Origin of the sequence: Hansschlegelia zhihuaiae, assembly GCF_004103825.1 — a bacterium.
Classification (GTDB): Bacteria; Pseudomonadota; Alphaproteobacteria; order Rhizobiales; family Methylopilaceae; genus Methylopila; species Methylopila zhihuaiae.
This window is the reverse complement of record NZ_RYFI01000005.1, coordinates 64,623-77,669: the sequence shown is the minus strand read 5'-3', so window position 1 is coordinate 77,669 and position 13,047 is coordinate 64,623. Positions and strand designations below refer to the sequence as shown.

The window sequence follows — 13,047 nt, the reverse complement described above, 5'->3', positions numbered from 1 at the left end:
GGCGCGAGCGGAATCGTTCCGGCGGGCGCCGGCTCGCGAACGAGCCTGCCGCAAGATTGCTGACGGAGCCTGAAGAGGTCTTCTAAAAATTGCCGGTCCGCACAGGTTCCGGCGGGGACGGCCGGTTCAGCCGCCCTTGCCGAACAGGCCGGCGATGGTCTCCTCGGCGACCGCGAAGGCGGAGCTTGCGCCGGCCGGGGAGGCCGCCACCACGACCCGCACCCGGTCGGAGGGCGCGTCCGTCACCACCGGCCGCTCCGTCGAATAGGCGTAGGCTCCGGCCCAGCGCGACACGACCTGCTTCGGCTTGCGGCCGAGCACCGCCGCGAATTCCTCCAGGATCAGGTCTTCGACGACCTGGGTCTCGAACGGGTCCGGACAGGCGCTGAGCTCGCGGCTCCCGGAAACCACGAGCGACCCGTCGGAGGACTGCGCCACGAGCAGCGCCACGCCATGCCGGAGATGCTCCGGCTGCTCCTGTTCGAGCCGCGCGCGCAGCGCCTCGACGCCGTCGAGCTCCTCGAAGCCCGGCAGCCTCAGGATCGTGAGGTCGCTCGCGACTGCGCCTGGCAGCTCGTACCCGTCCTCCACCCTGACCCGGAGCATCGAGGACTTCGCCTTGGTGAGGCCGGCGCCCGTGAGCCGGTCGGCGAACAGAGTGCGGAAATCGTCGCCGGCGCACACCACGGTCGCGGCGGCCGAGACGGGGCCGCGCGAGGTCGTGACTTCGCCGTCGGCGACGCCCGACACCGCCGTCTCCCATTTGAAGGCGACGTCGTGCGCGTCTTCGAGCCACGCGGCGATCTTCGCGAGCGCCGACTTGGCTTCGACGCGCAACTCGTCCGGGCTCCAGAACACGCCAGCGATGTCGCCCTTGAACTGCGGGAAGAGCGCGTGCGCGTCGTCCGGTTGGTAGAACGAGCAGCCTTCGCCGGCCTCGCTCGCCGCGAAGGCGTCGAGCGCGATTGCGGCCTCGGGCCGCCGCGCCACGATGGCGAGCCCCTCATGCTCGATCCGGACGCCGGCCTGCGCGCACACGTCGGCCCAGATCTCGCGCGAGCGTCTCGCCCGGCGCCACATCGCGCCCGACGCATGCCCGGCCACGGTGACGAGCCCGGTCATGCGGATGGAGGCGCCGTTGGCGCGCGGGTCGCGCTCGATGACCACGACGCGCCGGCCGCTCCGGGCGGCGGCGAGCGCATGGGCGAGCCCGACGACGCCGGCGCCCACCACCGCGAGATCGTAGCTTTCGGCCATTTCGTTCCCTTGGCTTGGCAAGGGAGCGGACGCTGACGTCATCCGCGGCGCGGCGTCAAGGCCGCTGGCGATCAGGCCTCGCCGTCGAGCTCCGCCCACCGCTCGCGCTTGCGGTAGATCGTCGAGGGGCTGATCTCGAGCGCCGCCGCCGCCCTCGCGGTGTTGCCTCCGAAGGCCGCGACCGCGTTCTCGATGACGCGCCGCTCCGTGATCCAGAACGGCTCGATCGAGATCCCGCCTTCCGAGGGAAGGTCGCCGAGCGGCCTCGCCGGAGGGCCTCCGAGGATCTCAAGCGGCAGCATGTCGGGCGTGACCTCCTCGCCCTCGCCGAGCACGACCGCGCGGCGCACGACGTTCTGAAGCTCGCGGACATTGCCCGGCCAGGAATAGGCGAGGAGCCGCTCCGTCGCCTCGGGCGCGAAGCCGCGGAATCCGCGGCCTTCTTCGGCCGCGAACCGAACCAGAAACGCCTCGGCGAGCCGCGCGACGTCGCCCGGACGCTCCCGCAAGGCCGGCAGCCGGATCGGCAGCACGTGGAGGCGATAGAAAAGGTCCTGCCGGAATCGTCCGGCCCCGACCTCGGCGCGCGGGTCGCGGTGTGTGGCGCACACGATCCTGACGTCGGCGCGGCGCGCGCGCGGCTCGCCGACGCGGCGGAACTCGCCGGTCTGTAGCACGCGCAGCAGCTTCGCCTGAAGGGCGAGCTCCATCTCGCCGATCTCGTCGAGGAACAGCGTGCCGCCCTCGGCCGCCTCGAAGGCGCCGGCCCGGTCTTCGGAGGCGCCGGTGAAGGCCCCGCGGACATGGCCGAAGACCTCCGACTCCATGAGCTCGCGGGGTATCGCCCCGCAATTCAGCGCCACGAACGGCTTTTTCGCGCGGCCCGACAAGGCATGGATCGCCTCGGCGCAGAGTTCCTTGCCGGAGCCGCTTTCGCCGGTGACGAAGACCGGCGCGCGCGACGGCGCGATGCGCTCGATCTCCGCATAGAGCGCGCGCATGACCGGCGAGGAGCCGACGAAGGACGCGAAATCCGCGCCCGGATCGACCTGCATGGAGGCTGGCCGCGCCGCGCGAGCATGCGTCCGGGCCTGGATCTCCGCGAAGCGCGGCTCGAGCCGGCGCGCAAGAGCCTCGGGAGTGTAGGGCTTGAGGACGAAATCCGCGGCCCCGCGGCGCATGGCTTCGACCGCGAGCGAGACCGAGCCTGCGCCGCTGGTCGCGATCACCAGCAGGCCCCTGGCCACGAAGGCATCGATCAGCGGAAGCGCCTCGCGGCCCGGAAGGTCGATCACCGCGACCTCGGCGTCGCGCGTCGCTCCTCCGACGGCCGCGCTGCGGGGATCGAGCGACGCCACGATCTCGCCGCCCGCCGTCGCGGCCGCGCAGGTCGCGACGCGCGCGGCGGCGGCGTCGGCTTCGACGAAGACGACCCGCGTGCGGGGACGCAGGCTCGGGCCGGCGTCCGTCGTCAGCGCTTGCGGCATGAGGCGGCGACCCTTGGCGCTTAGGGGGCGCGCCGGCCGGAGGTTCGGCTTGGGCGCGAGGCCCAAGGTCGCCCAACAGGGTAAATGAAAGGTGTTCGAACGCTCAGGCAGCGTCATCCCGCCCTGGCCACCAGCGCGGAGGCGACAGCGCGTCGTCGGAGCGATCGCGCCGCTCTCGCGGCCCGCACATGTCGAACGGAAGACGTCTCACGCCGTCGTCTCGGCAGGTGAGCCACATTTCATATTGAGCACATGCGATCTGCGCCGAGAGATTAGGAGGGGCGTGGCGAATCGGCCAAAATGTCCTGGCTGATCTCGAATGGACGCCCGAATGTCGAAGCCCGCCGCGCTCTTCGTCGCCGCCGCCATGGCGGTGACGGCGGGTTGCGTGTCCGTGGTGGCGGGGCAGGGGCTGGGGCTCGACCTTGCGGGCTCCGTGCTGGTCGGCTTCGCGTCGCTCGCCGGCATGGCTGTCACGCATCTCGCCTTCCTGCGCGCGGCGCCGAAGGACGACGGGCGGCTCGACGACATCGACCGCGTCGTCACCGACCTGCAGAACCGGCTGGAGACGCTCGAGCTCCGGGTGTCGGGCCTCGACGGCGCCGCGGGGGAGCGCGCGCGGGCCGCGACCCGTCCGCTGGTCGACGAGATCGCGGCGCTTGGCGCGCTGGTGACGACGGTCGCCAAGGAGGTCGCCGCCCACGACGTCGCGATCACGCGGCTCGCTTTGGCGAAGGTCGAGCGGGAGGCGATCGCAAGAGCGGAGCCCGCGCCTGCGCCCAAGGCCAAACCCAGGCCGGCGCCGCAGCCCGAGCCGGAAGCTTCCGCGCCTGAGCCGAAGCCCGTCGCCGCGCCGCGCCGCATCGAGGCGAAGATCACCCCGCCGGAGCCTTTCGACCTTGAGGACGAGGCGCCCGGCGCCGAAGCGGACGCCTCCGACCTCCTCCGGCGCATCGACCGGGCGCTCGCCGACGACCGGATCGAGGCGCATCTCCAGCCCGTCGTCACCCTTCCGAACCGCCGGACGGCGCATTACGAAGCTTTCGCGCGGCTCGTCGAACAGGACGGCCTGCTGCCCGCCGAGGCGTTCCTGCCGGCGGCGATCGCCCATGGCCGGATCGGCGAGATCGACCGTCGCGTGATCGAGCGCTCGGCCGCGATCGCGCTTCGGCTCTCGGCGCGCGGCGGCGGCGCCGTGTTCTGCAACATTGCTCCGGAGACGCTGCGCGATGCGTCCGCCCTCGCCGCCATCTCGGGCTTGTTCGAGAAGCAGGCGGAGCTGAGGCGGCTCATCATCCTGGAGATCCCGCAAGCGTCGTTCGAGGGCCTCGGAGTCGAGGAGGCTCCGGCGCTCGAGGGGCTCACAGCGACCGGCGTCCGGCTGTCGCTGGACAAGGCCGAGAACCTGACGCTCGAGCCGCGCGAGCTCGCCCGGCGCGGCGTCCGCTTCGTGAAGACGCCGGCCACAAGGCTGCTCGATCCCGACGCCGCCAAGGGCGCGACGATCCATCCCGCCGATCTCGCGAGCCTGTTCTCCCGCCACGGCGTCGAGCTCATCGCGACGCATGTCGAGGGCGAGCGGACCGTGCCGGAGCTGCTCGACATGGAGGTGCGCTTCGGCCAAGGGCTGCTGTTCGGCGCGCCGCGGCCGGCGCGGCCGGCCTCCGCCCAGGAACCGCGGGCCGAGCACCGGGCTGCCGCGCAACAGCCGAGGCTCGTGCCGCGCAGCGTCGGGGCGCGCTGAGGACCGCCCCGCGCGGCGAAAGGTCCTGCGCTTCGCCTTGACGCCGGACGGCGCCCCGCTTAGCCGAAGCCCCCATGTCCGCGATCTCCGACGCCTCGCCCGCCTTCGCGCGTTTCGCGCCGCTCGCCCATGGCTACGAGGTCGTGCTGTGCGACGTTTGGGGCGTGCTGCATGACGGCGTGACGGCGCATCTCGACGCCGCCGACGCGCTGACGCGCTTCCGGGCGGCGGGCGGCGCAGTGGTCCTCGTGTCGAACGCGCCGCGCGCCTCCGAATGGGTGGTCGGCAATCTCGACGAGAAGGGCGTGCCGCGCTCGGCCTGGGACGCGGTCATCACCTCGGGCGACGTCTCGCGCCGCATGCTGGCGGATCGCGGCCTGACGGACGTCCACCACATCGGCCCGAAGCGCGACCTGCCGCTGCTCGGCGACGAGCGGCTGAGGCTGGTCGCGCTGGAGGAGGCCCCGATCGCCGTGGTGACGGGCCTCGTGGACGACGCCAATGAAAACCCCGACGATTATGCGGACCGCCTCGCCGAGCTGAAGCGTCGTGGGCTCGCGCTGATCTGCGCCAATCCCGACCTCGTGGTGATGGTCGGCGCGACTCAGCTCTGGTGCGCGGGCGCGATCGCCGACCGCTACGAGGAGATGGGCGGCGAGGTGCTTTGGGCCGGAAAGCCCTATCCGGCGGTCTACGAGGCCGCGCTCCGGCTCGCGGGCGACATCCTCGGCCGCGACGTCCATCGTTCGCGCGCGGTGGCGATCGGCGACGCCGTGCGCACTGATCTCGCGGGCGCGACGGCCGCCGGCCTCGACTGCGTCTTCGTCGCCGACGGAATCCATGCCGAGGAGCTCGGCCCGGGCGCTCCGGATCCCGAAAAGCTCGCGGCGCTGTTCGCCGAGCACGGCTACCAGCCGGTCGCCGTCATGCCCAGGCTCGTCTGGTGACGGCGGTCGGCCGTCGCCACGCCAGAACCCAAGGAAAGGTCCGACAATGAGCAACCGCATCGTGCTGCGCGCCGGAGAGGCGCTGGTCGCCGGCGGCCCTCCGGGGACCGCGGCCGAGCCCGAAGTCGTGATCGGCGAGCTCGACGGCCCGGTCGGGACGGCGATCGCGACGCTGACCGGCGATCAGGTGCAGGGCCACACCCGCGTCTTCGCGCTGCTCAACACCGACGTCATGGTGCGGCCCGTGACGCTCTGCGTCTCGAAGGTGACGGTCGACAACCCGCGCTACACCAACATCCTGATGGGCACGGTGCAGTTCGCGATCGCCAACGGCGTGCTGGACGCGGTCCGCGCCGGCTACATCCCGAAGGAGAAGGCCAACGATCTCGGCGTGATCTGCTCGGTCTGGCTTGCGCCCACCATCGTCGACGTCAAGGACCTCGATCACAAGATCCTGTTCGAGATCCACCGCAAGGGCATGTGCGAGGCGATCCGCAAGGCCATGGCGTCCGAGCCGACCATCGACTGGCTGCTCGAGAACCAGGACAAGATCACGCACAAATATTACCAGATGGGTCTCGACGGGAAGGTCTAGACTAGGCGGCCTCATCCGGGCGCACGGCAAGAGCGGCGTGCGCGGCGGCGACGGCCTCCGGCAGCTTGCTTCGGAACGTCACCTGGGGCGGCCGGACGCCGTGCGCGAACAGCAGGCGCCGGATCGCAGGCTGCGCGCCGGACAGCACGACCGCGGCCTCCCGGCGTCGCGCTTTTCGGACGAAACCTTCGATGCTCACGGCGGCGGTCGAGTCGAGCAGCGGCACGCCCGAGAGGTCGATCACATAGGCCTTCGGATGCTCGCCGATGCGATCGAGCGCGGCGGCGACGCTCGCGGCCGCGCCGAAGAAGAACGCGCCGGAGATGCGGTAGACGACGACGTCCGGATCGCTCGCCATTGCGGCGTCGTACCGGCTCCCGCCATTCTCCGTCGCGTCGGGGGCGTCGTCTTCCGCGATGGCGCCCACATTAACGACCTCCACCGCCTTGGCCATCCGGTGGAGGAACAGCAGCGCTCCCATCGCGAACCCGATCAGGATCCCCTCCGTCAGATCGCGGAACACGACCAGCAGGAAGGTCGCGAACAGCACCGCGGCGTCGCCGCGCGAAGCGCGGAGCAGCGTCACGATCTCGTTCTTCTCCACCATGTTCCACGCGACCACCGCCAGCACGGCCGCAAGCGCGGCGAGCGGGACGTAGCTTGCGAGCGGCGCGGCGAGCGCCATGAACAGGAACAGGAAGACCGCGTGCAGCATGCCGGAGATCGGGCCCCTCGCGCCGGCGCGCACATTGGTGGCCGTCCGCGCGATGGTTCCGGTGACGCAGAAGCCGCCGAACATCGCGGAGGCCACATTCGCGACGCCCTGGCCGACGAGTTCCGAATTGGAACGGTGGCGGCGCCCCGTCATGCTGTCCGCGACCACGGCCGAGAGCAGGCTCTCGATGCCGCCGAGCAGCGCGAAGGCGAACGCGGTCGGCAGGACGGCCAGGATCTTCTGCGGCGACATCTCCGGAAGCTGCGGGGCCGGCAGGCTGTGCGGAATGCCGCCGAAGCGCGTTCCGATGGTCTCGACCGGCGAGCCGAGCGCCCAGGCGAGCAGGGAGCCAGCCGCGACGGCGATCAGGAGGCCGGGCCAATGCGGGCGATAGCGGCGAACCGCAACGATGATCCCGACGGACAGACCGGCGATCAGGACGGCCGGGCCGCTGACCGTCGGAAGAGCGTCGGCCAACGCGCCGAGCTTCGCGATCAGCGGTCCCGGTTCCGGCGCCGGGAGGGTCAATCCCAGCAGTTCCCTGATCTGGCTCGCCAGAATGATGACCGCGATCCCGGCCGTGAAGCCGACCGTGACTGGATAGGGAATGTATTTGATGAAGGTCCCAAGCCCCGTCGCCCCCGCGACCAGCAGAATGACGCCGGACAGCATGGTGGCGAGGATCAGGCCGTCGACGCCATGCTGCTGCACGGTCGCCGCGACGAGCACGATGAAGGCCCCTGCGGGGCCGCCGATCTGAAAACGGCTTCCGCTCAGCGCCGACACCAGGAGACCGCCGACGATCGCGGTGGTGAGGCCGCGATCCGGCGACAGCCCGGACGCGATGGCGATCGCCATCGACAGCGGCAGGGCGACGATCGCGACCGTGAGGCCGGCGACGGCGTCCGCTTTGAAGTCCGCGAGTCCGTAGCGCTCCCGCAGAACCGTGACGAGTTTCGGCGTGTAGAGCTCTAGGAAGCTCGGCTCACGAACATGCGCGGCCATCGCGGTCCGGTCTTTCTCTCGCGCGACGCGCCGGCGTCGCTGTCGTCCTTCAGCCGGGTCCGCCGGCCGCGCCTTTCGGGGCCTTGAGACGCACGCCGCGTCCCGCGCCGTAGCTCGGAGAATTGTCGCCGATGAGCTCGACGCCGGCGGCGTCGAGCGCTTCGACCACCTTCGTCAGCGTGTCGACGACGCCCCGCACATTGCCTTCGCTCGCCTCCATCCGCTGGATGGTGGGCAGCGACACGCCGGCCATCTCCGCGAGCTGACGCTGGTCGATCCCGAGAAGGGCCCGGGCGGCCCGCATCTGCGCAGCGTTGATCATCGACTTCCCTGAGGTCAGGCTAAAAACATCGCAACTGATGTTCAAAACATCAAGAGTGCGGCAAATAACTTTCGTCGTCCGCTGTGGTGAAGGCGTCCGGGACCGACCGTCCGAGGAAGAGCCTCACCCCTCTTCGGACGCCGCGGCTGCGCGCCAGCCGATGTCGCGGCGGCAGAAGCCTTCCGGCCATTTAATGAGGTCGACGGCCGAATAGGCGTTCATCTGCGCCTCCGAGGCGTCGGCGCCGAGGGCGGTCACGGCGAGCACGCGGCCGCCATTGGCGAGCAGGCGGTCACCGTCCTGCTTAGTGCCCGCATGGAACACGGTGACGCCGCTGCGGGCTTCGGCCTTCTCGACGCCGCGGATCTCAGAGCCGGTCCGATAGGCGCCCGGGTAGCCCCTGGTCGCCATCACGACGGTCAGTGCGGTCTCGCGACGGAACTTCGGCTGGACGCCCTTCAGGCGTCCCTCTACCGCGGCGAGCAACAACTCCAGGAGGTCGTCCTTGAGCCGCGGCAGCACGACCTCGGCTTCCGGGTCGCCGAAGCGGACATTGTATTCGACGAGCCTTGGGCCGTCGGGACCGATCATCAGTCCGGCGTAGAGGAAGCCGATGAAGGGCGCGCCATCCTCCGCCATCGCCATGACGGTCGGGCGCACGATGCTCTCCATCGCTTCGTCGATCAGCGCGGGGCTCAGCACCGGCGCGGGCGAATAGGCCCCCATGCCGCCGGTGTTCGGACCCTTGTCGCCGTCGAAGGCGCGCTTGTGGTCCTGCGCGTCGCCGAGAATGACGGCGGTCCGGCCGTCGACCAGCGCGAACAGGCTGGCCTCCTCGCCGGCCATGAACTCCTCGACCACGGCCTCGCCGCCGTCGCCCGCGAAGATCGCGTCGACCGCGGCGTAGGCCTGCTCGAGGGTCTCGGCCACCGTGACGCCCTTGCCGGCCGCGAGGCCGTCAGCCTTGACCACGACGGGCGCGCCGAAGGATTTCACGGCCGCGCGCGCGTCCTCGGCCGAGCGGCACCGGCGGAAGGCCGCGGTCGGGATCCCGTGTTTCTCGCAGAGTTCCTTGGTGAAGGCCTTGGAGCCCTCGAGCCGGGCGGCGGCGGCGCTCGGCCCAAAAGCCTTGATCCCGGCTTCGGCGAGCCGATCCACGACGCCCGCAACCAGCGGCGCCTCGGGGCCGACAACCACGAGGTCGACGGCTTGTTCCGTCGCGAGGCGCACGATCCCGTCGAGGTCGTCGACCGCGACCGGCATGCACTCGGCGTGACGGGCGATTCCCGGGTTTCCCGGAGCGGCGATGAGGCGCGTGAGCAGGGGGCTTTTGGCGAGCGAGGCCGCGAGCGCGTGCTCGCGGCCGCCTGAGCCGAGGAGAAGAACCTTCATGAGCGCCGCCGGATCTCGGGAACGATGGTCCGGCGACGTTCTAGCGGGCCATGGCGGCCTGCGAAAGCGTGGGGGCCGCGGCGCCGCGCTCTCGGGTCACTCGACGGTGACTTTGCCTTTCATCACCGCCGAATGAGGCGTGCAGATGTAGTTGTAGACGCCGGGCTCGATGAACTTCACGGCGTAGGCGTCGCCAGCGTTCAGCATGGGGCCCATTGCGCCCTTGACGGTCTTCGCCGGCCCGTTGCGGAAGTGGATATTGTGGGCCATGCCCGCTTCCTTGTTGGTCCAGCGCACCACTTGGCCGGACTTGATCGTGACTTGGGGCGTCTTGAACGCCATTGAGTCGATCTCGATGTCCGTGATCTCTCCCGTCGCGGCCTTGGCGTCCGGTAAAATCTCGATCGGATCGGCGGCCTGCGCGGCGGTGAGGGGCAGCGCGACGGCCGCGAGCCCTCCCCCGAGGACCGCAAAGGCCCGACGACGGTCGAGAACGAAAGACTTGGTCGGCGGGAAGGGCGGCAAGGCGGCGTCTCCTCTGTGAACCGGCGCCGCTTTGGCGGCGCCGCAGCCGGAGCGACCATCCGCGGCCACCAGCCGCCTACGGGCGGGCGGGCGCGAACCGCCGGTCCGACGGTCATCTCCGCATCGGCGGATCAGGCGCGACCTAGCCGCGCCGCGACCGTCGGGCAAGCCGAGGCCTCAGGTCATTTCAGAAAAGTGACGAGTCTTTATTTCGATGAGTTCCAAGCCTTAATCGATATAAAGCGACGAGAGCCGGAACTTCCTCATTCGACTATGACCTTGCCCTTCATGGTGGAGTGGAGGGTGTCGATATACTCGTACTGTCCGGCCTGCGAGAATTTCACGACGTAGGCGTCGCCGGAATTGAGCGTTGGCCCCTGCGCGTTGGGGGCGCCCTTTGCGGGGCCGCGGCGGAAATGGACATTATGAGTCGCGCCGTCTGCGTTGACCCATTTGACCGCCGATCCCGCCTTCACGCGGATTTCGGGCGTCGAGAACTGGGTCGCTTCGATCTTCACCTCCGGCGCGTCTGCCGGGGGCGGGCCCTTGATGATCTCGATGGGGGACGCGTCGGCGGCCGCGAGCGGGATCGCGGCGACGGCGGCTGCTGCGGCGAAGATGGCGCGCATGGGATGCCTCCTTTTCGGCGATTTTCTCTCAATTCACAACGAGCGCGCGAGGCAAGGGTTCCGCCGCGGAACCACAGGTCGCGCCCCCGGGCGAAGCGGCGTAAGAGAGGATCTCTGGAAGGTATGGCCCGCGGCATGCAGCGAAACGACGTCGAGACGAACGGAAAGGCGGGCGCCGCGCGCGCTCTGTCCAACGCGCCGGAAGTCTCGGTCTCCGAACTCTCCCAGTCGCTCAAGCGCACGGTCGAGGACACGTTCGGCTATGTGCGGGTGCGCGGCGAGATCTCCGGCTATCGCGGCCCGCATTCTTCCGGCCACGCCTATTTCTGCCTGAAGGACGAGGGCGCGAAGATCGACGCCGTGGTCTGGCGGGCGACCTTCCAGAAGCTGAAGTTCCGGCCCGAGGAGGGCATGGAGGTGACGGCGACCGGCCGCCTCACCACCTATCCGAACAAATCCGCCTACCAGATCGTCGTCGACGCGCTGGAGCCCGCGGGCGTCGGCGCGCTGCTCGCCCAGCTCGAGGAGCGCCGCAAGCGGCTCGCGGCCGAGGGCCTGTTCGACGACGTCCGCAAGCGTCCGCTGCCCTTCCTGCCCGAGGTGATCGGGGTCGTGACCTCTCCGACCGGGGCGGTGATCCGCGACATCCTGCACAGGCTCGCCGACCGCTTCCCGCGGCGCGTGCTGGTCTGGCCGGTCCGCGTGCAGGGCGAGACGGCGGCGGCGGAGGTCTCGGCCGCGATCCGCGGCTTCAACGCGCTTGCGCCCGGCGGAGCGATCCCGCGGCCCGACGTGCTGATCGTCGCGCGCGGCGGAGGCAGCCTCGAGGACCTCTGGAGCTTCAACGAGGAGATCGTGGTGCGGGCGGCGGCTGGAAGCGCGATCCCGCTGATTTCGGCCGTTGGCCACGAGACCGACACGACGCTGATCGATTTCGCCGCCGACCGCCGCGCGCCGACGCCGACGGCGGCCGCCGAAATGGCCGTGCCGGTGCGCGCGGAGCTGATGGCCGCGACCGCCGAGCGAGGCGCGCGGCTGCGCGCCTCGACGCTGCGTGGCCTCGAGGCGCGGCGGGTCGAGCTCCGCTCGGCGGCGCGCGCGCTGCCACGGCTCGAGACGCTGGTCCAGGTTCCGCGCCAGCGGCTCGACCACGCCGCGGCCCGGCTCGCCCCGGCGCTCGCCACCAACGCCGGCCGTCATCGGGCGCGGCTCGCGGCGGCGTCCGCGCAACTGTCGCCCGTCGCGCTTGCGCGCCGCCTCGTCGGCGAGCGCGAGCGGAGCGCCGGGCTCGGCGCGCGCCTCGACCGCGCCTTCCACGCGGCCGAGGACCGGCGTAGGACACGGCTCGAGGCGGTCTGGAGCGTGCTGCGATCGCTCAGCCACGAGGGCGTGCTCGAGCGCGGTTACGCGCTGGTCAAGGACGCGGACGGCGCGCTGGTCAGACGGGCGAGCGAACTCAGCGCCGGCCAGGCGCTGACGCTGATCTTCGCCGACGGCGAGGCCCCGGCCGTCTCCGGCGGGGCGGCGCGAAGCGCGGAGCGCCGCGCGCCAAAGCGAAAACCGGAGGCCACGGCCCAGGAAGACCTGTTCGAGTGACCGAGCGGCGCATCGGTCTCGCACTCGGGGGCGGGGGTGCGCGCGGGCTCGCCCACCTCCACGCGCTGGCGGCGTTCGACGAGCTCGGCGCGCGGCCCGCCGCGATCGCGGGTTGCTCGATCGGCTCCCTCTACGGCGCTGGCTTCGCCGCCGGCCTGTCGGCCCGCGAGTTGCTGGACCACACGACCCGGGTCCTCGACCGCCGCGCGGACGTGGTGGGAAAGCTCCTCAAAGCGCGGGTCGGACGCTTGGCCGACATGTTCGGGGCCGGATCGCGAAACCCGATCCTGCTCGACGCCGAGATCCTGGTCCCGCTCTTCCTGCCCGACGACGTGCCGCAGGACTTCGAGCAATTGCAGATCCCATTCAGCGCCGTGGCGACCGACTTCTTCGGCCGCGCTCAGGTGGTCTTCCGCAAAGGTCCGCTCGTTCCCGCCATCGCCTCGTCCTCGGCCATTCCGGGGCTTTTCCGGCCCGTGCTCCATGATGGACGCACCCTCATCGATGGGGCGATGATCAACCCCCTGCCGTTCGACGTCTTCGGAGACGCGGTCGACGCGACTCTCGCTGTCGACGTCACGGGCGGGCCGGTGACGTCGACCAAGGGGTTCCCGAACGTGTTCGAGACCATGCTGGGCGCAACCCAGATCATGCAGGCCGCGATCGTCGCTGGAAAAGTCGCGGCGAGGGGGCCGGACGCCCTGATCCGGCCGAGGGTCGACGGCGTCACCCTGCTCGACTTCTTCAAAACGGGGCCGGCGCTCCGCGCGAGCGAGTCCGCTAAGGACGAGACCAAGCGTGCGATCGAGCGGCTGATGCAAGACTGAGAGACG

General features: G+C 70.7%; 12 protein-coding genes. 5 read left to right on the top strand and 7 right to left on the bottom strand.

All coding sequences use genetic code 11. The features are described 5' to 3' along the window. Nucleotides 1-126 precede the first annotated feature (126 nt). Together EK403_RS06965 and EK403_RS06960 are read right to left on the bottom strand one after the other, a co-directional pair. Nucleotides 127-1,257: a TIGR03364 family FAD-dependent oxidoreductase gene (locus EK403_RS06965; protein ID WP_128776781.1), complete on the bottom strand. Its 1,131-nt coding sequence runs from the start codon at nt 1,255-1,257 to the stop codon at nt 127-129. Nucleotides 1,258-1,328: 71 nt separating this feature from the next. Beyond that, nucleotides 1,329-2,744, bottom strand: a complete 1,416-nt coding sequence (locus EK403_RS06960) for a sigma-54-dependent transcriptional regulator (RefSeq protein ID WP_128776780.1) — start codon at nt 2,742-2,744, stop codon at nt 1,329-1,331. A gap of 331 nt (nt 2,745-3,075) precedes the next feature. On the opposite strand from EK403_RS06960, the gene EK403_RS06955 reads away from it, so the two are divergent. From EK403_RS06955 to EK403_RS06945, 3 genes are all read left to right on the top strand, one after another. Further along, complete coding sequence (locus EK403_RS06955) at nt 3,076-4,488, top strand: EAL domain-containing protein (RefSeq protein WP_128776779.1); 1,413 nt, start codon at nt 3,076-3,078, stop codon at nt 4,486-4,488. 74 nt (nt 4,489-4,562) lie between these two features. Beyond that, nucleotides 4,563-5,435, top strand: coding sequence for a TIGR01459 family HAD-type hydrolase (locus EK403_RS06950; RefSeq protein ID WP_128776778.1), 873 nt, complete (start codon nt 4,563-4,565; stop codon nt 5,433-5,435). A gap of 46 nt (nt 5,436-5,481) precedes the next feature. Beyond that, nucleotides 5,482-6,030 carry a formaldehyde-activating enzyme gene (locus EK403_RS06945; RefSeq protein ID WP_128776777.1) on the top strand — a complete coding sequence of 183 codons (549 nt, stop codon included), beginning with the start codon at nt 5,482-5,484 and terminating at the stop codon, nt 6,028-6,030. Nucleotide 6,031: 1 nt separating this feature from the next. Here the strand turns inward: EK403_RS06945 and EK403_RS06940 are convergent, their stop codons facing one another. The 5 genes from EK403_RS06940 to EK403_RS06920 form a co-directional block, all read right to left on the bottom strand. Then, entirely contained in the window at nt 6,032-7,750 is a 1,719-nt protein-coding gene (locus tag EK403_RS06940; protein WP_128776776.1) for a SulP family inorganic anion transporter, read from the bottom strand. A 49-nt stretch (nt 7,751-7,799) separates the two neighbouring features. Further along, nucleotides 7,800-8,072 (bottom strand): helix-turn-helix domain-containing protein, encoded by a 273-nt coding sequence (locus EK403_RS06935; protein ID WP_128776775.1) that lies wholly within the window; start codon nt 8,070-8,072, stop codon nt 7,800-7,802. Nucleotides 8,073-8,195: 123 nt separating this feature from the next. Continuing rightward, the gene (purD, locus tag EK403_RS06930; protein WP_128776774.1) at nt 8,196-9,464 is read right to left on the bottom strand and encodes a phosphoribosylamine--glycine ligase; all 1,269 of its coding nucleotides are present in this window, start codon (nt 9,462-9,464) and stop codon (nt 8,196-8,198) included. A 96-nt stretch (nt 9,465-9,560) separates the two neighbouring features. Next, nucleotides 9,561-9,989, bottom strand: a complete 429-nt coding sequence (locus EK403_RS06925) for a plastocyanin/azurin family copper-binding protein (RefSeq protein WP_245479554.1) — start codon at nt 9,987-9,989, stop codon at nt 9,561-9,563. Nucleotides 9,990-10,252: 263 nt separating this feature from the next. After that, nucleotides 10,253-10,618 carry a plastocyanin/azurin family copper-binding protein gene (locus tag EK403_RS06920; RefSeq protein ID WP_128776773.1) on the bottom strand — a complete coding sequence of 122 codons (366 nt, stop codon included), beginning with the start codon at nt 10,616-10,618 and terminating at the stop codon, nt 10,253-10,255. Between the two features lie 135 nt (nt 10,619-10,753). Here EK403_RS06920 and xseA point away from each other — a divergent pair, with 135 nt between their 5' ends. After that, nucleotides 10,754-12,214 (top strand): exodeoxyribonuclease VII large subunit, encoded by a 1,461-nt coding sequence (xseA, locus tag EK403_RS06915; RefSeq protein ID WP_128776772.1) that lies wholly within the window; start codon nt 10,754-10,756, stop codon nt 12,212-12,214. After that, nucleotides 12,211-13,041, top strand: a complete 831-nt coding sequence (locus EK403_RS06910) for a patatin-like phospholipase family protein (protein WP_128776771.1) — start codon at nt 12,211-12,213, stop codon at nt 13,039-13,041. Before xseA ends, EK403_RS06910 begins: the two co-directional genes overlap by 4 nt. Nucleotides 13,042-13,047: the final 6 nt, after the last annotated feature.

What these genes read in the sequence shown, in the direction of transcription:
- EK403_RS06965 (WP_128776781.1), bottom strand. Translation starts at nt 1,257, where the DNA reads ATGGCCGAAAGCTACGATCTCGCGGTGGTGGGCGCCGGCGTCGTCGGG.
- EK403_RS06960 (WP_128776780.1), bottom strand. Translation starts at nt 2,744, where the DNA reads ATGCCGCAAGCGCTGACGACGGACGCCGGCCCGAGCCTGCGTCCCCGC.
- EK403_RS06955 (WP_128776779.1), top strand. Translation starts at nt 3,076, where the DNA reads ATGTCGAAGCCCGCCGCGCTCTTCGTCGCCGCCGCCATGGCGGTGACG.
- EK403_RS06950 (WP_128776778.1), top strand. Translation starts at nt 4,563, where the DNA reads ATGTCCGCGATCTCCGACGCCTCGCCCGCCTTCGCGCGTTTCGCGCCG.
- EK403_RS06945 (WP_128776777.1), top strand. Translation starts at nt 5,482, where the DNA reads ATGAGCAACCGCATCGTGCTGCGCGCCGGAGAGGCGCTGGTCGCCGGC.
- EK403_RS06940 (WP_128776776.1), bottom strand. Translation starts at nt 7,750, where the DNA reads ATGGCCGCGCATGTTCGTGAGCCGAGCTTCCTAGAGCTCTACACGCCG.
- EK403_RS06935 (WP_128776775.1), bottom strand. Translation starts at nt 8,072, where the DNA reads ATGATCAACGCTGCGCAGATGCGGGCCGCCCGGGCCCTTCTCGGGATC.
- purD (WP_128776774.1), bottom strand. Translation starts at nt 9,464, where the DNA reads ATGAAGGTTCTTCTCCTCGGCTCAGGCGGCCGCGAGCACGCGCTCGCG.
- EK403_RS06920 (WP_128776773.1), bottom strand. Translation starts at nt 10,618, where the DNA reads ATGCGCGCCATCTTCGCCGCAGCAGCCGCCGTCGCCGCGATCCCGCTC.
- xseA (WP_128776772.1), top strand. Translation starts at nt 10,754, where the DNA reads ATGCAGCGAAACGACGTCGAGACGAACGGAAAGGCGGGCGCCGCGCGC.